This window comes from Mucilaginibacter flavus (genome assembly GCF_030409315.1).
Lineage (GTDB): Bacteria > Bacteroidota > Bacteroidia > Sphingobacteriales > Sphingobacteriaceae > Mucilaginibacter > Mucilaginibacter flavus.
In genome coordinates, this window is the sequence record NZ_JAUFPS010000042.1 from 114,594 (window position 1) to 139,633 (window position 25,040).

General features: G+C 43.3%; 16 protein-coding genes. 8 read left to right on the top strand and 8 right to left on the bottom strand.

Annotated elements, in window-relative coordinates:
* Positions 1–23 precede the first annotated feature (23 nt).
* From QWZ17_RS21790 to QWZ17_RS21800, 3 genes are all read left to right on the top strand, one after another.
* Positions 24–368 (top strand): hypothetical protein, encoded by a 345-nt coding sequence (locus QWZ17_RS21790; RefSeq protein WP_290307431.1) that lies wholly within the window; start codon positions 24–26, stop codon positions 366–368.
* 298 nt (positions 369–666) lie between these two features.
* On the top strand, positions 667–2,469 hold the full coding sequence (locus QWZ17_RS21795; RefSeq protein ID WP_290307432.1) for a sensor histidine kinase: 1,803 nt from the start codon (positions 667–669) through the stop codon (positions 2,467–2,469).
* Positions 2,466–3,224 (top strand): LytR/AlgR family response regulator transcription factor, encoded by a 759-nt coding sequence (locus QWZ17_RS21800; protein ID WP_290307433.1) that lies wholly within the window; start codon positions 2,466–2,468, stop codon positions 3,222–3,224. Before QWZ17_RS21795 ends, QWZ17_RS21800 begins: the two co-directional genes overlap by 4 nt.
* Here the strand turns inward: QWZ17_RS21800 and QWZ17_RS21805 are convergent.
* Together QWZ17_RS21805 and QWZ17_RS21810 are read right to left on the bottom strand one after the other, a co-directional pair.
* On the bottom strand, positions 3,211–4,074 hold the full coding sequence (locus QWZ17_RS21805; protein ID WP_290307434.1) for a glutamate--tRNA ligase family protein: 864 nt from the start codon (positions 4,072–4,074) through the stop codon (positions 3,211–3,213). The two genes, QWZ17_RS21800 and QWZ17_RS21805, sit on opposite strands and share 14 nt — an antisense overlap.
* A gap of 16 nt (positions 4,075–4,090) precedes the next feature.
* Complete coding sequence (locus QWZ17_RS21810) at positions 4,091–4,879, bottom strand: PhzF family phenazine biosynthesis protein (RefSeq protein ID WP_290307435.1); 789 nt, start codon at positions 4,877–4,879, stop codon at positions 4,091–4,093.
* Positions 4,880–5,037: 158 nt separating this feature from the next.
* Here QWZ17_RS21810 and QWZ17_RS21815 point away from each other — a divergent pair, with 158 nt between their 5' ends.
* On the top strand, positions 5,038–6,657 hold the full coding sequence (locus tag QWZ17_RS21815; protein ID WP_290307436.1) for a Na+/H+ antiporter: 1,620 nt from the start codon (positions 5,038–5,040) through the stop codon (positions 6,655–6,657).
* Between the two features lie 11 nt (positions 6,658–6,668).
* Here QWZ17_RS21815 and QWZ17_RS21820 read toward each other — a convergent pair whose 3' ends face one another.
* Entirely contained in the window at positions 6,669–9,422 is a 2,754-nt protein-coding gene (locus tag QWZ17_RS21820; protein ID WP_290307437.1) for a PKD domain-containing protein, read from the bottom strand.
* A 455-nt stretch (positions 9,423–9,877) separates the two neighbouring features.
* On the opposite strand from QWZ17_RS21820, the gene QWZ17_RS21825 reads away from it, so the two are divergent.
* Together QWZ17_RS21825 and QWZ17_RS21830 are read left to right on the top strand one after the other, a co-directional pair.
* On the top strand, positions 9,878–12,514 hold the full coding sequence (locus QWZ17_RS21825) for a hypothetical protein (protein ID WP_290307438.1): 2,637 nt from the start codon (positions 9,878–9,880) through the stop codon (positions 12,512–12,514).
* A gap of 84 nt (positions 12,515–12,598) precedes the next feature.
* Positions 12,599–12,832, top strand: coding sequence for a hypothetical protein (locus tag QWZ17_RS21830; RefSeq protein ID WP_290307439.1), 234 nt, complete (start codon positions 12,599–12,601; stop codon positions 12,830–12,832).
* Between the two features lie 236 nt (positions 12,833–13,068).
* Here the strand turns inward: QWZ17_RS21830 and QWZ17_RS21835 are convergent, their stop codons facing one another.
* The 4 genes from QWZ17_RS21835 to QWZ17_RS21850 all read right to left on the bottom strand — a co-directional run bounded on the left by QWZ17_RS21835 (position 13,069) and on the right by QWZ17_RS21850 (position 21,805).
* Entirely contained in the window at positions 13,069–14,658 is a 1,590-nt protein-coding gene (locus tag QWZ17_RS21835) for a C45 family autoproteolytic acyltransferase/hydrolase (RefSeq protein ID WP_290307440.1), read from the bottom strand.
* Positions 14,659–15,072: 414 nt separating this feature from the next.
* The gene (locus QWZ17_RS21840; protein ID WP_290307441.1) at positions 15,073–16,581 is read right to left on the bottom strand and encodes a phytoene desaturase family protein; all 1,509 of its coding nucleotides are present in this window, start codon (positions 16,579–16,581) and stop codon (positions 15,073–15,075) included.
* A gap of 180 nt (positions 16,582–16,761) precedes the next feature.
* Positions 16,762–20,607 carry a 1-acyl-sn-glycerol-3-phosphate acyltransferase gene (locus tag QWZ17_RS21845; RefSeq protein WP_290307442.1) on the bottom strand — a complete coding sequence of 1,282 codons (3,846 nt, stop codon included), beginning with the start codon at positions 20,605–20,607 and terminating at the stop codon, positions 16,762–16,764.
* Between the two features lie 10 nt (positions 20,608–20,617).
* Entirely contained in the window at positions 20,618–21,805 is a 1,188-nt protein-coding gene (locus QWZ17_RS21850) for a DUF2062 domain-containing protein (protein WP_290307443.1), read from the bottom strand.
* A 213-nt stretch (positions 21,806–22,018) separates the two neighbouring features.
* Between QWZ17_RS21850 and QWZ17_RS21855 the strand changes: the two genes are divergently transcribed.
* Positions 22,019–22,438 (top strand): FxLYD domain-containing protein, encoded by a 420-nt coding sequence (locus tag QWZ17_RS21855; protein WP_290307444.1) that lies wholly within the window; start codon positions 22,019–22,021, stop codon positions 22,436–22,438.
* 164 nt (positions 22,439–22,602) lie between these two features.
* Here the strand turns inward: QWZ17_RS21855 and QWZ17_RS21860 are convergent, their stop codons facing one another.
* Complete coding sequence (locus QWZ17_RS21860) at positions 22,603–23,742, bottom strand: AI-2E family transporter (RefSeq protein WP_290307445.1); 1,140 nt, start codon at positions 23,740–23,742, stop codon at positions 22,603–22,605.
* A gap of 370 nt (positions 23,743–24,112) precedes the next feature.
* On the opposite strand from QWZ17_RS21860, the gene QWZ17_RS21865 reads away from it, so the two are divergent.
* Positions 24,113–25,024, top strand: coding sequence for a DMT family transporter (locus QWZ17_RS21865; RefSeq protein ID WP_290307446.1), 912 nt, complete (start codon positions 24,113–24,115; stop codon positions 25,022–25,024).
* Positions 25,025–25,040: the final 16 nt, after the last annotated feature.

Below are 25,040 nucleotides of genomic sequence, written 5' to 3' on the forward strand. Positions count from 1 at the left end.
TGTATAGATAACATCACCAACAAATGAAAAAACTATTCATGCTTGCTTTTGCCCTTGTAGCTTTTGCCACAACAACCAAAGCGCAAAATAAATTTGATGCTGCCGATTTTAAAAGCAAACTGGGCAAAACCGGCACCCTTTGCGATACCGTAAAATCATTACGCATTGTAAGCGATACCTTAACCCTGCTTAATATGGGCGGCGTTTACCCGCATCAAAAATATACCATAGCGATAAAGGGCAATAAAGTAACGTTGGATTTGCCTAACATAAAGGGCAAAGCAGTTTGTGTTACCGGTGTGTTTGAGATGTTTAAAGAACAGCCTGAAGTAGTAGCCAGCAGGGCAGAGCAGATTTATGTGCATTAATTTGATCTGATTAGTATTGCAGAAAAGCCAATCAGGATACCAAAATCTGGTTGGCTTTTTGGATACCCCTAAATATTTCGCCCCCTCTCCCAAATATCAGCCTTATCGTAACTATCCAGTTCAAGGGATTTTTCTATCCAAAGTCACCTTAATAAATTAAGTTCCAATTTTACTGGCTTCTTATATGCCGGCAAATACTAACCCGTACCGTTCGCTTACTGTTTGTACGTTGCCCAATGGCGCTGATAACTGCAACTTTAAATCAATTAGCCCGATTTAAAACTTAACTTTAACCGCCATGAATGTCTTTTTTAAAACCACCTTATTAACAATCACCTGCCTGTTTGCCTTTATGGTTGCCAAGGCACAACCGGCACAATGGAGAGCTGCGCATCCAAACATTGCATTTTATAAAAACAGGCCTATTGACACCACTAAAACAGTGTTAACCCCAGCGATGCGAAGTTATTTTAACAGAGTTAACCGGCTAATACAGCTTGGTCATGAGCATTTTTTATTGAATGATATGGGCGCGCAAAACCTTGGTATCCGCTTCAAGAGCAAAGCCGAATTATACGAAGGCTTGTGGGACATGGGCAAATACCAAACAACCACCAGCGTTATTATTGATGGCAAAGCTGATGTAGAATTGATAGCCCAGGATGTAAACCCACAAAATGCAAAGGATTATCTGTACCGCGTAATTCAAAACGATGACCGCGAATTAGTGGGGTGGACAGTACCCTCGCAATTCAGAACTGCCGCCAATGGAAAATTTCAATATGCTTACCTTGGTAATTTTAACTACCAACCCGAGCAATTACTTAAAATAGAGATCTACAATATTAAAAACTACCGTGAACAGGATGGGATCATCATCGACTGGCGTAAAGTAGTTGCCGCCAAGCTAAGCGCCACAGTTGATTATTTAAGTTATAACATGCCATTACCAGATAACGGCTTATTATCCCGGGGGCTTTTTCCTGTAGAGAAACCGATATTAGTTAAGCGGAATGGAAAAATGGTTCCCCTTTTTCCCCCGGAAACGGATTTTTTAGCATCGTCATCAGCATCGGAGCTCAAAGTCCGCCTTGCAGATTCAATACAACGAATATCTTTTGATATCGCCAACGCGCATTCAACATACAACTATAAGGTTTCTTTGAAAAGAACAGTAGATGGCCGAACCGATAGCATCAACCTGGGCGAAACCAATGTAAGATTTGGCCTGTATAAAGAGTTTTGGAAACAGCCCGGAAAATACCAGGTAACTTTTACACCAAAGATTCATCGCCATGGCGGCGAACCTATATTTCTTTTACGAGGCCTGGCAAAAAGTATCAGCTTTACCGTATTGCCGCCTTTAAATGTATCACACTCCGTTCCGGTAAGTTTCTTGTTGCTTATTGTGTTTGGTATTGTTTTAACCGGGGGCGTGGTGTTTATATTCTACCGTTCACAACAAAAGCGGCTGCTTTTTAAAGAGAGCCAAAACCAGCAGATAGTGGCCTTGCAGCTAAAATCGGTACGGGCGCAGTTAAACCCCCACTTTATTTTTAACGCCCTGGCAGGTATTCAAAACCTCATGAACAAAAACGAGGTAGAAAACGCCAACAAATACCTGGCCCGATTCGCCCGCCTTACCCGCAACGTGCTTGATAACAGCGATAAAGAACTGGTAACCATTGAACACGAAACGACGTTGCTTAAAGACTACCTGCAAATGGAGCAAATGCGCTTTGGTTTTAAGTTTACTATACAGGCCGATGAAGAACATATAGACCCGCAAACCGAGATCCCGGCCATGCTTTTACAGCCGTTTATTGAAAACGCGGTTAAGCATGGTGTATCCGCTTTAAAGCACGATGGTATCATCAATGTTAGTATCCAAAAAAAGAATAATTCCCTATTACTTTCGGTTGAGGACAACGGCGGCGGCTTTGCTAACATACCTACTGCCGGCATGGGTTTTCGGCTTTGCCAGGAGCGGATAAAACTGCTAAACAGTCAATACAAAAAATCGACTATATTGCTGCATAAAAGTTCGGAAACAGGCAATACCCATATCACCATCGAACTTAAAAACTGGCTTAACATATGAAAGCGCTATTGATAGACGATGAATTATCAAACCTTGAAAACCTGCAGCAATTGCTGCAGGCCTATTGCCCCGATGTGGAGGTTTGCGCCGTAGCCGAAACCGTTGATGATGCCATAAAAGCGATAGCCCGCTACAAACCCGACCTGGTATTTTTAGATATCCAACTACACCAGCAAACCGGGTTTGATTTATTAACCCAATTAGGTCAGATTCATTTTGAACTCATTTTTGTAACCGCCTATAACCAATACGGCATACAAGCTATCAAATTCGCGGCGCTTGATTACTTGCTTAAACCCATTGATATTGATGAACTTCAAAACGCTGTAAACAAGGCACGCAAAGCGATAAACCAAAAACAGGACAACCAACGTGTAACTTATTTATTGGAATATCTTAAAGACAACAACAAGACCCAACCCAGGATAGCCCTGCCGCTTTTTGCCGAAACCCGCTACCTTAACATCAGCGATATAACGCGCTGCCAGGCCGATAATACCTACACCCGTTTTATACTTGCCAATGGCGAACAGATATTGGTATCAAAAATATTAAAGGAATACGCGACTATGCTGCTTAACCACGGCTTTGTACGGGTGCATCAATCGCACCTGGTCAATATGGCTTATATTAAAAGCTGGCTGCGGGAGGATGGCGGCAGTTTGCTCATGGCCGATGAAACACGAATACCCGTTTCAAAACAAAACCGCGAAAAGGTAAAGGAAATTATAGGGTTGCAGTTTAACCTGCGATAGGCAGCTGTTCCACAAACTCCTCCCAGCTATCAACCTTTTCGGCAATACCCATCATCGCGGTTATCATTGTAAAAATTTCTGCCGGGCTTTTACCTTGCTGCTTCAGATACTGAATAGAGATTGAACCTGCCGATTTGGACAGTTTACTGCCCGTAACATCGGTAATTAGTGGGTGATGGCAAAACGCGATCCTGTTAAATCCGGTTTTACCCATGGCTTCTGCAAGCTGTTGTTGTGCAAGGGTGGAGGCCCACAGATCCTGCCCGCGAACAATAAGGTCAACGCCGTAATGCAAATCGTCAATAACAGATGTAAGCTGATAGGCGGGGTAACCATCTTTCTTTTTAACCACAAAATTGCGCATGCTGATGGGCAAGGTTTCGGAAACAGTTGTTCCGCTGTATGTTTTTATCCGTATCGGATCATTATTATTGGTAATTAGCCGCCAGCTTACATTTGGGGTTGATAGCGGAATATGCTTTTGTAAACAAGTGCAAGGGTGTTGTTGGCTGCGGGTGCAGTTACAGGCAAATACAAGTTTATTTTGAACCAATTGATTTAATGCTTCCCGGTACAATGGCATCCGGTGTAACTGGGAAAAGCTACGTTCAAAATCCGCCACATCTGCCGGGCCTTCGTTCCAGGGTACCCCCAGGTAATTCAGTGTATCAAAAATATCCTGTAGGTATAAGGCGTTAACCCGATCCCGGTCCATATCATCTATCCGTAGCAAAACCGTCGCCCCGTTTTTACGCGCAAGCGCGGTAGTAATGCCAAATGACAATACATTGCCTACGTGGAGGTATCCGCTGGGAGTGGGGGCTATACGGGTTTTATGGGATTGACTCATCTGTTTATCGCTATTATTAATCAGCCCAAATACAACCCGAGCTATACGTTTTAGCTCTCCCGCTTATCAAAACCCTGTCGCCGTTATCAACACAAAACAACTTGCCCAGGCGGTCTGATACCTGCAGCGCGTTCATTGCTTTCTTGTTTAACCTCTCAGCCCAAAAGGGGATCAACGAACAATGCGCCGAGCCGGTTACCGGATCTTCCAGGATCAATGCTTGCGGGGTAAAAAAACGGGAAACAAAATCGCAATCGTCGCCCTTGGCGGTAACAATAACGCCACCCGGATCAAGATTGATCTGATCGAAAATCTGCCGGTTAATGCTGATGCTTTTTACTTCGGTTTCAGTATCATAAACTAATACATAATCCCGCGATTTAAATACCTCCTGGGGTTGAATATTTAACGATCCTTTGATAATATCGGGCAAAGTAGCTTTTTCAGGCTTTCTCGATGGGAAATCTAAAGTATACAAACCCTTATCAACCGTAACTATCAGCTCGCCGCTTAAGGTGTGAAAGACGATTTCCTGTTTTTTATAATTTAAAATGGAGACTAATACGTGCGCTGCGGCAAGGGTGGCATGCCCGCACAGGTCCATTTCAATTTCGGGTGTAAACCAGCGCAGGTGAATGTAGTCGCCGTGGTCAATAAAAAAAGCGGTCTCGGCAACGGCGTTTTCCTGGGTAATTTTTAACAGCAGACTATCAGGCAACCATTCCGTAAGCGGAACAACACAGGCAGGATTACCACCAAAAACAGTATCGGTAAAGGCATCTACCTGGTAAAGATCAAGTTTCATTGGTTCGTCTCAACTTTAAGCGTGTTTTACAAATATGATGAATTGCATCTTTATACCCCATCAATATAATGCAAAAAAGCCCTTGCGGAAAACAATGCCAAAAGCAGTCTGTTTTGCAGGCTACAAACCCTATATTGTAAATAAATTTAGCCAGGCCTATGCACCATTTAATTATTCAATATACCTGCCTGCTGGCCGTAATTCTATTTGTGGTAATGCTGGCCCGAAAGATCAAAGTAGCCTACCCTATACTACTGGTATTAGCCGGGCTACCATTGGGCTTTGTACCCTTTTTAAATGGCATCCATATTGATCCCGAGTTGATATTCGCCATATTTTTACCGCCTCTGCTATATGAATCGGCATGGAACACGTCATGGAAAGATTTCTGGAAATGGCGCAGGGTGATATCCAGTTTCGCTTTTCTTATTGTTATTGTAACATCATGCGTGGTGGCGGTGGTATCCAGCAGCTTAATCCCCGGATTTACGCTGGCCTTGGGCTTTTTATTGGGCGGCATCATTTCCCCTCCTGATGCCGTATCGGCCAGCAGTATCTTAAAAACCGTAACGGTACCCAAGCGCTTCATAAGCATTGTGGAGGGTGAAAGTTTGATGAACGATGCCTCAAGTTTAGTGATCTTCAGGTTTGCGCTGGCGGCCGTAACTACGGGTACGTTTCTGTTTAGCCAGGCCGCTATCAGCTTTGTGCTGGTTATTGTGATGGGCATAGCTACCGGACTGGTAGTGGCACTCGGTTTTTATGCCATCCATCGCTGGCTGCCTACCACAAGCAATATGGATATTGTGCTCACCCTTATTACACCCTATGTAATGTACATGGCTGCGGAAGAGTTTCATTTTTCTGGAGTGCTGGCCGTAGTAAGCGGCGGTTTGTTCCTATCGGCTCGCCGGCAGGAAATTCTTACCCATCAAGGCCGCTTACGTGGCGTTAATGTATGGGAGGCCGTTGCATTTGTGCTTAACGGTTTTGTTTTTATACTAATAGGCTTGGAGTTCCCGGTAATCATCAGGGAGCTTGGCCCCGATGGTCTGCAGCCGGCCATCAAATACAGCTTAATTATTACCGGTATTTTAATAGTTACCCGCTTATTAAGCACAATGGGCGCAAGCATATTTACCGTATTTATAAGCAGGTTTATCACCACCGCCGATCCTACTCCGGGCTGGAAAGGGCCACTATTGTTTGGCTGGGCCGGTATGCGTGGTGTAGTTTCGCTGGCGGCGGCTCTTAGCGTGCCGGTTGTGCTTCAATCGGGCGCTGCATTTCCGCAGCGCAATCTCATTCTGTTTATCACCTTTGTGGTAATTATGGTTACGCTGGTTTTGCAGGGACTAACCCTACCGGCATTGGTTAAATGGGTAAACATGCCCGATCCCGATTATACCATTTCCTTTGATCAGCAACAGCAATTGGTACGAAAAAAGCTATCGCACCTGTCACTCAACCTGCTCGAAAATTATTATACCGATCATCTCAAAACCAATGATATGGTCAAGGCATTACAATTGCGCCTAACGGCCGATATGGCCCTGCTTAAAGACTGGGAAAAAGGCGATAACGCCCACCGCGCCGACGAATATTATAAAGATTACCGCAACATCATGAGTCACCTGATGACTGAACAGCGTAAACTGCTGCTCAGTCTTAACAAAAAGGAAAACATCAATGACGATATTGTTCGCCACCAGTTAGATCTGCTCGATTTGGAAGAAGAAAAGCTCCGTCAGCATTTCGCGCATGAAGAAGAAGAATAGATCAATCAACCCTATCGCAATATGGTTAGTGATCCGGAAAGCGTGCTTCGCCCGTGTTTAGGGTTAATAATATAGTAATACACGCCACCCGGCACGGGTACACCGTTATAGGTACCATCCCAGGGCACGGCATAACCTACCGATGCAAATAGTTTGGCTCCATAGCGGTTGTAAACCTCAACGGTACAATTGGTATAGGTATCCAGGTATTTGATAACCCATTGGTCATTAGTACCATCACCATTGGGCGAAAATGTATTGGGGACTACAGGGCCCTGCAAAACCGAAACTTTTACCTGCCCGCTTAACGAGCAGCCGCTAATGGTGGTAACGGTAAGCGTATAAGCGATATCCTGCAAAGGAGTAACCACAGGATTAAGAACCGTGGCATCGCTCAGATAGGTAGCGGGCGACCATGAATACGTCAATCCCGCTCCGCTGGCTGTAGCGGGTAGGGTAGAGCTACCACCCGATAGTACCGTAATATCCGGCCCCACGTTAATAGTCGGCACAGGATTAACGGTAATAGATTGACTCACCGTATCGGCGCAGGCATTAGTGGCGGTATAAATATAATTGATAGCAAATGTACCCACCCCGAATGTTGCGGGATCGAACAAACCGGTGCTGCTTACACCAGTGCCCTGGTAGGTGCCGCTACCAGCCACACCTGCATTTTCCTGAGCAGATAGCTGCACTGTTCCGCCATTAACGCAAACCGCCGCAGGTGCCGTAAAACTAAGATCGGGCTGGGCAAGCAGGGTAATGGTTTTATCCATAACAGATACACAGGTACCGCCAGAGTAAGCAACCAACCGCACCTGGTAATTTTGCGTTGCCGGGGTATGAAAAGCGGTATAATTGTGCCCGTATAATTTGCCGTAAGTTGGGTTTTCATCGGTAACTACCATACCTGGGTTGTTGGCATAATCATAATACCATTCCAGTTTGGTAATGTTCCCAAAATCGACCGTGGAATTGTTGGTGAACATTACTTGGTGGTTGCTGCAAAGTTCCGACTGATCTATCACCGTAAACGCCGCCACCGGGATAGAACCGTTTACCGTAAAGCTTTGCGTTATGGCAGATACGCAACCACTGGTCGATGTTACGGTTAGCGTAACCTGGTAAACCGCCGCCTGGGTGTATTTATGCGATGGGTTTTTTAGGGTAGATGTGTTGGGATTGCCGGCTGTAGCATTGGCATCGCCAAAGTTCCATAAATAGGTAAAGCCGCTGGTTGTGTTGTCGGCAATGGTGCTGGCATCTGTAAAAGTTGCCGAAGCATCGGCCAAACAAACATCGGGCATAGTGAATGCCGCTACCGGCAACGGACTAACCTTTAAACTTTTAGTAACCGTAGCCGTACAGCCGCCCGAATTTGTAACGGTAAGCTTAACGTTAAAAGTACCCGCCGCTGTGTACAAATGCTGAAAAGCGGCTGCCGTTGTTTTGGTGTCGGTTGTTCCATCGCCATAATCCCAAACCCAGCTGGTAATGGTGGTACCTGTGCCGGTAGTTGATTGATCGGTAATAGTAACCGCCTGGGTTAAACAATCGGGGCTGGTAAAGGTAAACGCGGCCACAGGCAAGGCATTAATGCTGATAGCCTTACTTATGGTTGATGGCGAGCAGCCCGTAGTACCTGCCACAGTTAGTTTTACGGTGTAAGCTCCTGCTGTGGCATAAGTATGCACTGGGTTTTGCAGGGTAGAGGTTTGCCCATCGCCAAAATCCCAAAGCCAGGAAGCGATGGTGGTTCCATTAGCAACCGATGCATCTGTAAAAATTGTGGGCGTACCTAAACAGGTGTTGGCAGGCACGGTGAAAGCCGCGGTAGGGGCGGGAGTAACCGTTAAAGTAAGATTATTACTGGCCACCACGCAACTTGCCGAGTTAATATTATCAGTTGCCGCCGAAACCAGCCGGTATTGGTAGGTACCGGCAGTTGTAGGCGAGGTAATGGTGTAAGTTGTAGTGGTGCTGCCCGTGCTCAGGTCTATCCAGGCACCGTTAACATACATTTGTAGTTTTTGCACATAACCGCTTGCCAGTGTACTGGTGGCTTTTATGGTATATGTCTGGCCCGATCCGGCGCAGGTGCTTTCGGTAGTGCCGGTGGTTTGAGTAAATACAGCTGATACGGTGGAACCGTACGGACTAAAAGTAATATCATCTACCGCGAAATCGTTCCCAACTGTTCCGCTGGCGTTGCTTACCAGTTTAATGATCACATCGCCTGTGCCAGCCGGTAACGTAAAGTTGGCAGTATAGTTATGCCATACGTTTCCCGTGGGTACATCGCCTGTTGAAACCGGCGTGCTCAGTTCTGTAGTGCCATCGGCGGCATAAATATGAAAAACCATATTGGGCGGAATGCCGTTTGATGATAGCACATTTTTTATCCAAACTCCAAATTGGTATTGGGTATTGCCGCAAAGGCCGGGCACCGTACGGGTATAAACTGTACCGGCCTGTATGTTGCCGTTTACTACCATCATATACCCGTTGGTTTTACCGGTAGTTTCGTAATCATGATCGTAGCTGGTAACAAAGCTGCCATGTACCGCGGTATTTACCAGGTTGGTAATGGTGTAATAGTTTTCGCCCACCTCGCCGCTACCGCTGTAAATGTAGGTGGTAGATCCTGAGTCGGCAGCCAGCGCGCCGCCCCTTGTTGCCGTACCCGAGCCGAATGTAATTTTCACTACCGGATCGCCCAGGCTTTGGGCATGGGTTTTCGCGCTAAAAAAAAGCGACAACAAGATACAAGTAATAAGTGTGAGGTTTTTTTCAGCCTTTAAAGCAACCGACATAAATTTTCGATACGAGTAGTTAAAGATGCCCCATGCAACTAAGTTTTGTTTGGATGTATCGACAAACGGGTACTATGAATCGGTAAGTTTTGAGGTGAAAGGGAAAAGGCGAAAGGTTTTTTAGGTGATGGAGAACCAAAAGATAAAAGAGGAGGATATTGTTCTGATACTTTATTGTACACACCCAAAATGAAAACAAAAAAGCCTCTTGCCTTTTCTTTATTAAAATACCTCTGCCGGCAAATTTGCCTGTGTATTTAAAACAGTTTTTGTTGCTCCCTGCCGCAAAATCTTTTTACAAATTCTACAACTTTCGCTGTCAACCATATTTAATCACATTTTGCAAAGGCAAATGCCTGTATTTAAACTCAAAATGATAAATTTGGGCAACCAAACCATATCCTATGAAACCTATTTACCTTGCCGTTACGCTGCTTTTTTGTCAAACTATTGCGTTTGCTCAAACCGGGCCAACTTTATCTGCCGGGCTTGAAGCTCTTACTTATAAAAAGGGAGCGATAAATGTTGACAGCCTTACCAGTATAATTATAAAAAAACAGGGCGAATTAAAGCAAGAAGCCTTAAAGCGTTTTGTAATAAAGCTTTTTCCGTCTGATAATATTACTACCAAATCCTACATTCAAAGTAGTCTTAATATCCTTATCAACGAAAAAAATCCTAAAGTAATTGAAAAAGAAATAATAGAACTTACTACAAACTATGCACTTGCTTTGGGCATTGCCAAAGCATACAAGGCAGATTCAGTAAATAAGATATACTTAAAAAAGATTTTCAGCGATAGCTATACCAAAACCAGCCTTTATAGCGATCAATTGATTAAAATGCTCGACGACGACAAAACCAATGTGCGAGCAAATGATTATAAGCTTCAGCAAAAAGATCTTACAAACAAAGCAGCAGCCCTTAATATTGATATAAATAACGCGAAAACCAGAGAACAAAAAGTAGCATTAATTAAGCAGTTAAAAGCGGTTCAAAAAAGCCTGATAACAGTAAAAAATAAATTGGCTGATATCGGTCTAAACTTAAACTTTAACATACACTCTTATAATGATACGTCAACCACCATTCCGTTTAATATTATACTCGATATAGCAAGTACGGTTTTATCAAACAACGATTCCCTCCAGAAGAAAGGTTTCTTTAAAAACAAAATTGACTATCACCAAGCCTATTTTTACAAGGACCTCGTATCAAACGGATCCGAACTATCTATGAATATGGCCCATGAATTTGATCGCGTTTACGCGCAGATAAATGCTTTCATAAGCCCCTATATATCTAACTACGATATTATAAAAGAATTTTTTGCAACTAAAATTACCCCTCAAAAAGGCATTTCGATTAAAGATAGTCTTATAAAAAAATACGTTGCACAAATTAGTCAAAGCGTGGGTGATGTTGAATTGGCTTCACTCATTCAAATGACGGTTTTGGGCGATAACAAGAATTTGACAACTACCGATGTTGATTATAAAAAAACCGTATTGCAAATAACCAGCATAAAAAAGAAAACAGACACCCTAAAAAATCTCAAACTTTTGATCGGAACTCAGACACGGTTGGCCGACTCTTTATTGTCGATGAGAAGCAAGCGGAGCTCCTTATTAAAAGACACCTCCGTTCACCATTATTTTATACCCCCCGATAGCATAGGGTTTCTTCCTGGCAGCAACACCGTGGCTGTACCGTTCCAAAATTTAAATAATCAAATTAAAAAAGTGCAAAAAGATTCTGCACTTCAAAGAACAGTCATTAACAGATCATTGAGTACAAATCAAAGTTTACTTGGGGCCGATAGCCCCGTCAGTTTCTTTAACAATAGCAATTTTAAAAAAGCCTATGAAATAACTGATAATGCCTTTTTGAAAACAGATGCTGTTTTAACCGAGCAGTATAAAAAGCTGGCTTTTGAAACTAATTATTTTTACCAGCTTTATTTAACGTCGCTTCTGAAAAAATTCACGTCATTAAATGATTTCAGGATAGAGAATAATTCAGCATCAGCCATTCAAGAATACACAACATTTTTAGCGCAGACCTACAGTAAACTAAATACCATATCAAAACAAGAAACTGTAAATATTAGTGATATTTATTATCTTGAAGATGAAGTAATTCCAAACTTTATAAAATACGGCGTCCAATTTTATAAAACACAAACCGACGCCGCGGGGAAACCATCTGTGGGCGATGAGAAGCTTACAAGTCTTATCAATAATTTTGTCACATTCTCTGGTTTGATAAAAATAAGGGCCATACGAAGCGTAAATGGACTTAACAACTATAATTCCGACTTGGTTGACCTCTTTAAATTTGTTTCAAACCTGGATAATCTTGATCAGGCCCAGACATATGAAAATATGATTAACCTGTTAAAATTTGCCAACGGAAAAGTAGAGGATAATCTACAGGACGGTGAGTTTAAAGATTTGTATGTGCTTTTTATTAATGCGATAAAAAAATATACCATTGTAAATGATAACAAGCAATATGTACAGCTTGATGTAGCGTCGTTTCTTAATGAATTATCGCAGTATTACAATAGCCACAATAAATCTAATTTTAATCTTTATTTAACGCTTGGTTTAAATCAAAACTTTTTCCCGCATCAGGTTTTGTTACCAGGTGCTACAGATAAAATAAATAATATCGGTTTTGCTTCTGAAAAAATCGGTGTAAAATTCAGGTTAAAAAACTACAGGTTAACCAACGGTTACCGCAACGCTATTACCGACGATGTTAATCTAAATAAGAGTTCACCATTTATAAATGAATGGTATTTTATCATGTACGGATCTGGTCTTTTGTATTCAATAGCCAATACGTCTACCGAAAAGAATTTCAATTATCCGCATATAGGTATTGGAACAGGGTTTCGCTTTTATAACTCTTTAGATGTGAACTTAGTTGTTGGATTGCCCTTTATAAAAAATGAAGATCCGTTTAAATTCATCTTTCTGGGCTTCGGTCTTGATATCCCATTGGGCGAGTATCTCGAAAAGACTGGAAATAAGTAACTGTTTTTTTGATAACAATAAATTAACAATTGCAAACAATTAGCTATATTAGAGCGTTTTACACCTAATACCAAACATCGCTATATGAAAAACTTCGACATACACTATGCCATTCAGGACCAGCAAATAGACTTGAACATTCGCGCTAAAGAAGATGCCGTGCTTAAAGGCTTATATTACTCGCTTTATAGCCACGGAGTATGGCTGGCTAACATTTATAAAATAAACCAGGAAAAATACAAAACACTATCATACACGGGTTCATTTCATCAAAATGAATTGGATATCATAGGACATCAGATAGATTTAGTGAATTAAGAGCCTCATACCGGCCTTCTCCTTTGGAGAAGGAAATAAAAAGGCTGCAATATATTACGCGCCAGCCTTCGAACTACCCGAAGCAGACTTAACTAACTATTACCTAAACGCAGACCACAAGCGGGACGCTTGCGGTAGCGGTACTGTAAAATCAACCATGCAAATCCAAGTCCTCTCCTTTGGAGAGGATTATTCGTATTTTAATTTGCTTTTGGCACTCATGATGGCTGTGCCGTTTAGGTGAGGCCCTTACACTTCTTAATCTGCGCCTTAATGTGATCCTCCTCTTTCTTAGTGGCAATCACCTTGGTAAGGGCGGTTTCATAGTAACTTAAAGCCTTTTTATAGTCTTTAAGCTTAAAGGCATAATCGCCGGCTATTACATAAGCAAAATAGTATTGGGGGTTACTGGCTACCAGGCTATCGGGGTTAATGGGCTGGTTATCCAACACCCGTTGGCGCATGCGGCGGAAGTTTACAAAATCTTTGTATTGCGTTGTCGACAGGAAGGTATCAGCCGGTACGGTTAGGTTTTGTTCGATGATTTCCTGGTTTTGCTTCATGCCGCGCAAATCAAATACTTTTTTCAGGTCGTAACATACATACTCGCCTAATTGCCATGGGGATGTGCTTACCCAAACCAATAGCTTTTTAGGTTCAAATACAATACTGTGGTGACTCATCAGCTGGTTAATGGCCTTCTCATTGCCCATACCAATATTTTCGCCGTGCATGCCCTTTTGATCGCGCAAAATAGCGATGGTTTTTTGCACCGTGTTTTTGCCGTTGGCATTCAACAATTCCATTAACCTGTTATAGCGGTATCGCGAAGCGCTTTCGGCCATCTGGATCTTATTTTCTTTTGATTGGCTAAGGCCCTTGCTTTGGAAATGATTGGCGCACAAAATATAATCCTGGTGCGGATCGTACATATCCAGCGTATCGGGCGTTTTTTCAATCACCACGGCTTTATTGTCGGCGGCAGAGCCTATCAGGAAAGCTTCAGAGACAAACATTTTGCGCTTTTTGGCAATGGCATACGCTTCCTGTACATTAGCCGCGTATTGCAATATCTCACGTGCCACCAACGATACCGGTGTTGCCGCGCCTGTTGGGATATTGGTTTTATCTGCATTAATGGTTACGCATACCCCTTTATCATTCATGCCCGATACCGCGCCAATAAAACCGCCCCAGGTAACGGTCATGAACTTGTGCCCTTCAGATGGGTTAAAAAATGCCACCATCTTATCCTGCGCAAATTTATCGCCAACGTAAAAATCAAAATTACGGCCAATGATCATGGTGCTGTCTTCACTTTTAACACCCCAGGTGCCAAAAGAGGTACAGCCAACCAGGGCCATGCTTTGCAGGGCGTGGCCAATATCATGTGCAGCATGGTAGTTTAAAATACGCTGATAATTGGAGCCGATGTATTGGTATTTATCTGATGCCGATTTAGAAATGCCGTAGATCTCCTCTTTATATTCTTCTGTTACATTTTTATCAAGGTTGCGGTTAAACCAGGCAATAAAGTATTTTAAAAAGTGACGGTAAAAATTTGAGGGTACAATCCGGCTAATCTGCTCCACAAAATGGTCTTCCTGGGCAACAACCAATTCCTGGCTCAGCTTGCCGTTAATTACACCACGCTCAAATGGTTTGCCCTCTACATACATTTCAAACAAACCACTTTTGCTTTTCCTAAACCAGCTGTTATTAATGGTATAAAAGCCCGTTGATGGCTGCTGCCGTTTAAGCTGCAGGCTGCTCAGGTCTTTAGGCTCGGGCGGGTAATCAATAGCCACGGCATACAGGTATGCCATGCCGATTAGTACCGACAGCACAAATCCAAGAAAAGCGTATCCAACGCGCTTCCCGAATTTTTTCCAGCTAAATTTTTTGTTCTGTTTCAGGTTGTATTTTTTTAGTTGTGTTTTAATTGTTCTGTAGGATGATTAGTTAGACATTACATAAACGTTCGCTTTGAACGCTGGCTAAGACTCACCCGGCTACGCTTCGCTGGCCACCCTCTCTTCGGCTTCGCCGGAAAGAGGGGTTTGAACGATTGATAGTAGCGTAAATACATTATGCATCCGCCTTCAAACCCCTCTTTCCACCGCAGGTGAAGAGAGGGTGGCGGGCGTAGCCTCGCCGGGTGAGTCTTCTACGCTATGCAATCTACGTCATTCTCTCGTTTACAATCCTCTGATTTTTATAACTCGTAATATTCTCCCCCCTTACGCATTCCTTATCTTCCCAATAATTTCATCATTCCCCAACAACGTGGTACAGGTAACAATAGCGCTCATGGCCGTACCCAAAATGCCGTGCAGGTTTAAATTTTGCCCGGTAAAATACAGGTTAGGGATTTTGGTACGCGGCGATATAAATGTTTTTAACGTATGCTTATAATCTTTTACAATGCCGTACAATGAACCATCGCCATTACCAATATAATCACGGTAGCTTAGCGGTGTTGCAGAATAGTAGGACTGAATATGATCCCTAAAACCCGGGAACTTTTTCTCTACCATATCCAGCAGTTTTTCGCTTTTACGGTTCTTAAACTCCTCGTACGTTTCGCCCCGTTCATTAACGTTGGCTACGGTATTAAACGTATCTTCCCATGGCTTCATTTCCTCAAAACGCATATAGGTAAGTATAGATGCACCATCGGCAAAATTGGGCGATTTGGATGATGGGGCCATAAAATAAGCATACCCCAGCGGCCAGTTCTCTTCTTTATATTCGGCAATATCCCAAACATGGCCGTCCTTGCCTACATAATAGTTGGTATTAAAATAAGGGAAACTATCCTTTTTAAAAACCACGTTGAGGGTAAATGACGATACCGAATTTTCCAGGCCTTTTAGTCGGTTGCGGTAGGCCGGCTTGATGATATCCGAGTCGGTAATTTCCAGTGTTTGCACCGGGTGCATATTGCTGATGAACTGCTTGCCGTAAATTTTTGAACCGTCGGCGATTTCTACATGGGTAACCTCGCCATTCTCTACCACAATACGTTTTACCTCGCAATAACGTTTAATAATCCCGCCGCGCGAGCGGATGTTTTTCGCTATCAACTTGGCAATCTGCGAACCGCCATCGATACATTTATAAGAACTTTCTATGTAGCTGTTCAATATCAGCGCGTGTACATAAAAGGGCGTTTTATCGGCCTGCCCGGCGTACAATGCGTTGTTGCCGGCAAGCACGGCCTGCAAACGCGGGTTATCGGTTAACGACTCAATAAAACCCTTGGTATCAATTTCCAGCACGCCCGATTTTTCATTAAAATCGTCGCCGCTTTTAAGGTTATATAATGAAAATTTGCTGCACACCTCTTTGATCTTATCGCAATAGGCGTTCAACACCGCTTCCTCACCGGGGAAGTGTTTTAGTATATGGCTAATGAAGTTATCGTAGCCCTGGGCGTACTCGTACTCGGTATCTTCTTCGTAAATGCCTATCTTATCAAAAACAACATCCTGTTTTTGTAATTTAAGCCTATCTATCAAGTCAAGGTATTTGAAAATCTGGTACAGGTTTTGGCCTTTATCCAGCCCGCCAAGGTAATGCACGCCCGAATCAAAGATCACCTTATCGCGCACATAGGTTTGCAACGAACCACCAATCTGTTGGTTTTTTTCAATAACGCAAACCTTAAACCCTTCCCTGCTCAATAAATCGGCACTCACCAATCCCCCCATACCGCTGCCGATAATTACGGCATCAAAAATCTCCATTTATCTAATTCCTTGTTTTATGTTATCGTTTATCCCTCTTTTATTGGGGTTTAAAACGAGGCCGTGCGGTGGAATCCCCTCTTGAGAGGGGCAGGGGTGTGTTATCGCGCGTTTAACACACCCCTGCCATTTCGCTGTGCCGGCCCGCCCCCTCTCAAGAGGGGATTGTAAACCCACTCATCACTTTTTAATTACAAAAATAATATTTGATGTGTACTTAGTTTCATCAATTATGCGGCATTGCATATTATTAGCCTCCGCCAAAGCATGCACCATTTGCGCCGATAAAAACGATAAGCCCTTGCTGGCCTTATTAAACTTAACAAACTTAGTCGAAAAAAATTCGGTAAGCTCGGTGCCGCGGTGCTTTTCCTTCAGGTCCTTATTCCCATCACGAATGATGATGATGCCGCCCGGCCTAAGATTATTCATGCAGCGCTCAATGAGTACTTTTTGTTCATCAGGCTGCATATAGTGCAATACATCGGCAATAATAATGGCATCATAAGGTTCCATTTCAAAGCCAAGCGCATCGGCATATTCAAAGCGAATCAGGCTATCTTTATTAAAGTTGTTATTAGCAACTTCTATTTTATCCTCATCATAATCAATACCGGTAAATTCGCGCCCCGGCGCTGCAAAATGCAGCATATAAGGCATAAAACCATAGCCGCAACCAATATCCAGCATCCGGCCTTTTAACGGCAACAGGTCATGAAAAGGTTGATAGTTTTTTTCGAGTATGGTCTTTATCCGCATGTACCATTCCAATAGCGGACCCTTATACAGGTAGTTGTATATCAGTTGTTCGCGGTAATAGCGGGGCTGCTCTACCTGTTGGCATAGCTGTTTGTATTCGGCTTTAAAATGTTTGCTGATGGCCTTGGTACGCTCGGCGTAGCCTATTCCAAAACCGATATCGCCTGGTTTTATGCGGGGTAGGTATTTTAGGGTGATGGTCCCGTTTTTCAGCAGAAAATCACCTTTGGTCATGCAGTAGCCTGTACCGTGGATGAGTATGGGTTGAATATCTACGCCCAGCTGTTCGGCCAGGTAAAAGGCTCCTTTATGAAAACGCTTAATCTCACCATCAACAGAGCGAGTTCCCTCTGGGAAAATCACTATAGAGTAGCCTTGCTTTACCCTATCGGCCAGTAAATCGATACTGGCTTCGGTACCCTGCGCTACGGGGAAATAATCGGCCATGCGCACCACCGCGCCAAACACCGGCGAGTTCCAAACCCAGTTATTGGTGAACAGGATGAGCCTCGGGTTAAGCATCACCAAAATCAAAATATCTAAAAACGATTGGTGGTTGGCTATAATGACCGAAGGATTTTTAAAGTCGGCCAGGTGCTTGTTAATGATCTCCTTTTTTACATTGCCCATAATGTAAATCATCGACCATGAAAACCGGGCCATAATGTGATGATACACCAGCTTGCCTTTTTCTTTATTGAAGGGGTTAAGCTTAAACAAAAAGCCCAGCAATGATAAAATGATACACCCGGTAACAAAGTAAGCGAAGGCAAAAATACTGATGGCGAAACCGCTTATAGTCCACGGGAACTGTTTTTTATGTGTGCGGTTTTTAATGAGGATATTGAACAGGAAAGGGATCAATATCTGCGACATAATGACCACGCATAAAATACCGATAATGGAAATGGCCGCTATTGAGCGTAATGCCGGGTGTTTAGCAAATATCAATACCCCCAAGCCGGTTATGGTAGTTATAGCCGATAAAAAGATGGATGATTTATAGGATGATAACACCTTTTTGCCGGTTTTATACTCCTGCAACAGGCCATCCATAATGTACAGGCTGTAATCATCGCCCAGGCCAAATATCAATGCAGATATAATGATGTTGACGATATTAAAGCCTATGCCAAAAATGCCCATCAACCCCAAAATCCAGATCCAGGAAATAGCCATCGGGATAAAGGAAACGAGTGCCAGTTCCATACGGCCGTAGGTAAGCAACAACACAATAAATACCAGCGCTGATGACATCACCGCTATGCTGGTAAAATCGGCATTGATGATCTGCACTAATTTATTGGTGAGGTATTGCTTATCAATAACGGTAACATTAGGGTCGTTTTCAAAAGCTTTGTAAATGGCTGCTTTATTTTCTGGCGAGGTTTGCACCAGCGTTACCACGGTGGAATGGCTGGGGTATTCGTTAATAAAATTATCCAGGAAACTTTTCCTGATCTCGGCCACATCGTCATCGTTAGTGTGCGAAAAATCGGTATTGAGGAGTGTTTTAAATTTTTCAAAAGCCGATGCGCTGAATCCCTGCGCTTTGCCTTCTTTTTCAAGGGTAGCTAATAATTGTTGTTTCTTTTCGGCAGTCCAATAGGTATTCCAGCGGGCAACGCGTTCTTTCTGCAGCGAATCTGATATGATGAATGATGATACATCCGATGAGCGCTTTACAATATTTTGTTGCTTCAGCTTGTCTATCTGCGCGGCCAGTTTTTCGTTGTTAATTAAGGCCCGGTCTAAGGTTTTACCTTCAGATACCAGGTAAACCGATTGCAGGGCGTACTGGTTTATTTTATTGAGCTTGTTTTGCGATTGCTGCAAAGCCGGTGGCATATAGTTCATTTTGGCTACGTCAAACTCAAAAGTTACGTCGTTAGCCTTGTAAAAAAACACGCCGGTTAACAGGAGTATGCCGATTACGATGTACTTATTATACTCGGGATTAAACGAAGCCAGTTTATCAATCCACGAGAGCTGGTTAAAGCTGTGGTTTTCCTGTTCCTTTTTAGTGGCGATAAACTGCGGCAAAAACACCAGCGAACAGATAGACGCGCCAATTAAACTAAAGGCCGCGAACAGCCCCAGGTCTTTCAGCATTTCCGATTCTACAAACTCCAGGCACAAGAAGCCGCCGATGGTGGTAAAGCTTCCCACGGTAAGCGGCATCACCAGATCTTTCAATACCTGCTCCACGCTTTTGGTATGCCGGTAATGGTTAAACACATGCAGCGAATAATTAATGGCGATGCCCAACACCACCGAACCGGTACCTAAAGCGATAACTGAAATACTACCCTTTAAAAAGTAAATTGCCGTAAGCGAAAACAGCGACCCAAAAAGCACCGGGATGAGGATAATAACCGGTGCCCGTTTTTTGCGGAAGTACAAGCCTAAAAATAAAATAAGCACCACTACGGTAGCGCCCTGGGTAAGCGCGGTATCCCTACGTAGTTGTAAAGCATTACCGTAATAAACCGCCGCCGAACCAAAGTAGGTAGCAGTCGCAGCCCGTGTACCTTTATGGCTCAGGCTATCTACCAGCCCGTCTAAACCTTTTATTAAAAATCCGTTTTTACCCGTGTTGTTTGGCGGGTACGCCGGGGTGACAAACATGAGCAGGTTTTTATGATCTTTAGTAACTACGTAATTATCATATAGCTCAAAGTTTTTATCGTACTGTAACTGCTGCAATTTTTTTAGCCCGATGAAGGAGATCCCCACCGGATCATTACTGATGATACTTTTTAGTGCTATGCCAGCCGGCGATGTGAGCGTGCGGTAATCATACGCCAGGGTTTGCTTTATCTTTTCGGCAGTGATGAGCGTATCAATGGTTTGGTAATCCCTTTGGTTAAGGTAAATGGGCAGGCGCTGATTAATGGTGCCGAATAGTTTCATTACCACGTCATCATCAACCTTAAAATTGGTTTTGCCTATGTAGGGTTTCAGTTTTTCGGTTGCGCTGGTTGCAAATTCGTCGGCAAAAGCAACCAGGCTATCGGGGCGGGCAGCTGCGGTACTGTCTTTAAGCGATACCATAATCACCAGCTTATCTAAAAATTTGGAGTTTTGAAAAACCTCGTTAAGCTTGTTGATCTTTTTATCCTTTGGGATAACCTTGCTGATATCCTCCTCAAACTTTACCCGCGATGAAAAATAGCCCAAAAACAAAAAGCAGCCAACAAACACGGTGTAAAAAACAACCTTGTGGCGGGCAAAATAATGATATATAAGGATCAGGCTTTTTTCCATTACTACAGGCTTACAGGGCAGCCGGCGATTTTTTTAACACTTTGAGCAGCGCGTAAGTGATTAAACCAATACCAAGTGATGCCACCACCGCCAGCGTAAGGCTGCCATAAATATATTGCTCCAGGTGTTCCCTTATGGTTTTAAATATGTTGGAGCTAAACTCCATATTGGTAACTCTATCGCCCATCCAGCGTTCGCCCGCTTTATAGCTCAAAAATATAATTATGGGAATCATAGGCGGGATACTGATATGTGCCGAAAAAACCACCAGCGCTTTGTTGAGTTTAAATACAATAGCCAGAAATATAGCCACCACCAGCTGAAAACCCCATATGGGTACTATTCCCATAAAAATACCCAAACCTATAGACAGGGCCTTAACCTCGTCGCTGTCATTAGGATTATACAGCGAGGCGATTATCTTCTTACGGCCCTTTTTTTTTAACAGGTTAAGGAAAAAATCGCGCGGTTTAATCCAAACAAAGGCAATTACTACCAAAAAAGCGTTCAGTACCCCCACGCGCGAAAAATCGGTAACGGGTCTGAAGTGCGATACCCGGGTTGCTTTAGGTGCATAGTAAACCGTAACCGGTACCGAGTCCATGTGCACGCCACACCACGAGGCCCGTACAATCACCTCAATTTCAAATTCGTACTTTACGGTGTGGAATTTCATTCCCTGTAACAGGTACAAAGGGTACAATCTGAAACCCGATTGTGTATCGGGGCAATGGATTCCCGTTTCTACCCAAAACCAAAAGTTGGAAAATTTATGGCCAAAACTGCTTTTACCCGGCACCGCGGCCTGGTCCATATTACGGGAGCCTATAATAATGGCGTCGCGCACGTTTTCAAGCTTATCTAAAAACACGGGGATATCTTTGGCAAAGTGCTGCCCGTCCGAGTCGATAGTGATGGCGTATTGGTAGCCCTTATCCATAGCATATGCAAAGGCCTGGCGTAAAGCCCAGCCTTTACCTACATTTTGGGGATAACTGATGAGCTGCACAGCAGGGAAACCTTTTACAATGGCTTCGGTATCATCTGTTGAGCCATCATTTACCACAATAATGTGGTTACTATAGGCCAATACATCGGTAATTACACCGGCCAGGGTAAGGTGGTTATTATAAGTAGGTATTATTACACATACCTGCAATTCATCAAACCGTTTACTTACTACATCAGCACTGTTCATTAATTCCCTCTAATTGTTACCAATTTAAAAACCACATTTTTCGACATAACAAAATTAGTGTTTTATATGATGTGTGGATTATCTGATTTACTTTTTGACGAATTGGGGAATTGTTGCGTCACTTTTGGGGATTGTTAATTAATAATTAAGCGCATTTTCGGTTTGGCATGGTGCTTGCCTTACTTTATTCAAATAACAAAACACGAAAAGCGTATGAAAGCCCTGATATTGTTGATAATGGTAAGCGTTTTTTTTAGCAGCTGTGATTTAAGCGAAAGCGATACCACCGTAAATATAGAAGTGAATAATAGCCTTAAAGGTGTGGAAATTACCCGCGCCACTGATAAATATGATGAAAGCCACGGCCTGTTTCATGTACGTGCATATGTTAAACGCAGCAGCCAGGCGCCTGTTAATAACTTACAGTTAAAAGCATCTTATTATGATGCCATTGGCAATAAGCTGGCCGAATCAAATGTTGATCCTGAAAATGAAATTAAACCAGGCGATAGCGGTGAGGTAGAAACTACCTACCTGTTCCCCACTGTTGCTGATTTGCCTACCCGCGTTGTAATCACCGCGAATACCGATTCCCTTAACGAGACTGCCCCGCGCGTTGAAAGTGCCAGGTAAGCTCTCCCCTAATATTAATTAACTATTAACTGACTGATTGCTACGAGGCCATCTCAAAAGAAAACTTTATCTTTTGAATGGCCTCTTTTATTTTCATCCTTAAGGCGCTCATTGCCCTGGTCAGAAAACATCCCCGTAAGTTGGCATTAGTGTCGGTCTATCAGTTACACCGATGGCTCCACGTCCTCAATAACCACTTTCTTATTTTTCACCCGTTTACCTTTTGCCAGCTTATTTTGCTCCTTCTCGTCATCGCCCAGGATAATACCCCATGGCTGCAGGCTTTCTACCCGGTCGAAAATAATTTTGAGCACCGCTATGCTGGGGATGGATAGGAACATGCCTGGAATACCCCATATCATTTCGCCAATAACCACACCAAGTACTGTTATAAGCGCGTTGATCTTAACTTTTGAACCAACCACTATAGGCAGCAACACGTTGCTATCAATTAAATGGGTAACCACCAGCGTAACCATTACCCAGATAACTTTAGTACTATCCGGCGATGTGCCCAGCGTAACCACGGCGCTTACTACCAGGGCGCTAAAAATACCTACGTAGGGTATAATGTTAAACAACCCTGTAAGTAAGCCCAGCAAAATGGCGTATTGCACCCCCATAAAGCTAAAGGCCACGCTTACGCCGGCCGCGATAATGCTCATTTCAATAAGCAAGCCCATGATGTATTTGCGAATGATGTGCTGCACCTGCTCTATCACTTCATGCACGATAGTCTTATTTTCTGGCAGGAAAACGGATACCAGGAATTTCATGATCAGCCTGCGGTACAACAAAAAGAAAAAGGTATAAATAAAAGTAAACACCAGGAACAATAGGATAGACGATAACGACAACACCGTTGCACCTACAACCGAAGGATCTGGCGACATCATTTTATCGGCAGCCGAGTTTACCACCCTAAGCTGCTTGCCGCGCGTTACGTGAAAAGTATCCTGCACCCAGCCTCTGAACTGCCACATGGATTGGCTGATTTGCGCCTGGAACTTTGGCCAGTCTTTAGCCAGATCGGCAATTTGCGAGCCGATAATAAATATTAGTAAGCCAATCATGGATAGCAGAAGCACAACTGCCGTCATAGAGGCGGCACTGCGCGGCAATCGTAGCCTTCTTTCAAAAAAAGAAGCTACAGGCAATAATAAAATAGAGAACAGGCACGAAAATATTAATGGCGACAGGATCTCTTTGGCGATAATAACCAAATAACCCAGCGCGAATAGGCTAAACAGCACACAGGCCAGTTTAATATAAAACGGAAGTTTAGTAAAAGTTTTCAAGTCCATAGTTATGCCTGCGTTAGTGATGCTTAGCGGTAAAGTTATAAAATAACAGGCTCATTGCCGTTTTGTTGATTTGCGGGCAACAACTTTGTTTGTAGCACGGTACACCTGTTTTATCAACTAACATTTGCAAGCTAAGTCAAAGTTGCATACGTTTGCCAGCAGTATGTCAACAATGATGTATCGGGCTAATAATGATGAACAAAAGCGTATTGCCTCCTCCAATAGTTTAGTCGCCCAATAATATTGGTCGGTATAGCGGCATGTTTTATTTAAAAACGGCGGGCTGTATGCGGTGCCATATCATTTTCCTGTTCATTCATCAATTATCAACATCCTACCTGCCATGCAGCGTAGCTTAATTTTATACCTCATGAAAAAGGCATATATAAAACTTCACCTGGCCTTAATACTTGCCGGGTTCACGGGCGTATTTGGCCGACTTATTACTTTAAACGCGGGACTGATCAGCTGGTACCGTACCCTCATTGCGGCCGTAGTGATGTTCATCATTATCACTTTCAGCGGCAAAAGCGAAAAAACCTCCCTGGCTGCAAAAAAGCGCATTGGCTTTGCCGGTGCTATTTTAGGTTTTCACTGGTTGTTTTTTTACGGGAGTATCAAATATTCAAACATATCTGTAGGTGTGGTATGCTTTGCGCTAACCAGTTTTTTCAACGCGCTGCTGGCACCACTGCTTAATAAAACCAAACTTTCGGTACAGGAGCTTTTGTTAAGCGGTATTACCCTTTGCGGTATCTCGCTCATATTTGGTATGGATACCAGCTTCAGAACAGGCATTATCCTGGGCGTTATATCGTCGGTATTCTCGGCCCTTTACACCGTTTATAATGAGCGCCTTGCCCAAAACCACCGGGGCGAAACCATTATCCTGTACCAGATGATTGGCGGCGTGCTGGGTTTAACTTTAATTATGCCGGCGTTTCTTTTCATTTCGCCGGCGGCATCATTATTGCCTTCGTTATCAGATTTTGGCTGGCTACTCATACTATCGGTGTTTTGCACCATAGGATTATACCTGTTGGTTGTAAGCGCTTTAAGGCATATTTCGTCGTTTACGGTAAGCCTTACTTTTAACCTGGAGCCACTGTATACCATACTGCTTGCCATTGTTATTTATAAAGAAAACCGGGTACTATCGGCAAGTTTTTACTTTGGCTTGTTTTTAATACTCATTTCCCTGGCCCTGCAAATGTGCCGGGTATGGTACAAAAACAAACAGCGGGGCGCAAAAGAACCGGTAATAGCGCCGCTGGCAGAGTAACTTAGTCCAACAATTA

What these genes read in the sequence shown, in the direction of transcription:
- QWZ17_RS21790 (WP_290307431.1), top strand. Translation starts at nt 24, where the DNA reads ATGAAAAAACTATTCATGCTTGCTTTTGCCCTTGTAGCTTTTGCCACA.
- QWZ17_RS21795 (WP_290307432.1), top strand. Translation starts at nt 667, where the DNA reads ATGAATGTCTTTTTTAAAACCACCTTATTAACAATCACCTGCCTGTTT.
- QWZ17_RS21800 (WP_290307433.1), top strand. Translation starts at nt 2,466, where the DNA reads ATGAAAGCGCTATTGATAGACGATGAATTATCAAACCTTGAAAACCTG.
- QWZ17_RS21805 (WP_290307434.1), bottom strand. Translation starts at nt 4,074, where the DNA reads ATGAGTCAATCCCATAAAACCCGTATAGCCCCCACTCCCAGCGGATAC.
- QWZ17_RS21810 (WP_290307435.1), bottom strand. Translation starts at nt 4,879, where the DNA reads ATGAAACTTGATCTTTACCAGGTAGATGCCTTTACCGATACTGTTTTT.
- QWZ17_RS21815 (WP_290307436.1), top strand. Translation starts at nt 5,038, where the DNA reads ATGCACCATTTAATTATTCAATATACCTGCCTGCTGGCCGTAATTCTA.
- QWZ17_RS21825 (WP_290307438.1), top strand. Translation starts at nt 9,878, where the DNA reads ATGAAACCTATTTACCTTGCCGTTACGCTGCTTTTTTGTCAAACTATT.
- QWZ17_RS21830 (WP_290307439.1), top strand. Translation starts at nt 12,599, where the DNA reads ATGAAAAACTTCGACATACACTATGCCATTCAGGACCAGCAAATAGAC.
- QWZ17_RS21835 (WP_290307440.1), bottom strand. Translation starts at nt 14,658, where the DNA reads ATGGCATACCTGTATGCCGTGGCTATTGATTACCCGCCCGAGCCTAAA.
- QWZ17_RS21840 (WP_290307441.1), bottom strand. Translation starts at nt 16,581, where the DNA reads ATGGAGATTTTTGATGCCGTAATTATCGGCAGCGGTATGGGGGGATTG.
- QWZ17_RS21845 (WP_290307442.1), bottom strand. Translation starts at nt 20,607, where the DNA reads ATGGAAAAAAGCCTGATCCTTATATATCATTATTTTGCCCGCCACAAG.
- QWZ17_RS21850 (WP_290307443.1), bottom strand. Translation starts at nt 21,805, where the DNA reads ATGAACAGTGCTGATGTAGTAAGTAAACGGTTTGATGAATTGCAGGTA.
- QWZ17_RS21855 (WP_290307444.1), top strand. Translation starts at nt 22,019, where the DNA reads ATGAAAGCCCTGATATTGTTGATAATGGTAAGCGTTTTTTTTAGCAGC.
- QWZ17_RS21860 (WP_290307445.1), bottom strand. Translation starts at nt 23,742, where the DNA reads ATGGACTTGAAAACTTTTACTAAACTTCCGTTTTATATTAAACTGGCC.
- QWZ17_RS21865 (WP_290307446.1), top strand. Translation starts at nt 24,113, where the DNA reads ATGAAAAAGGCATATATAAAACTTCACCTGGCCTTAATACTTGCCGGG.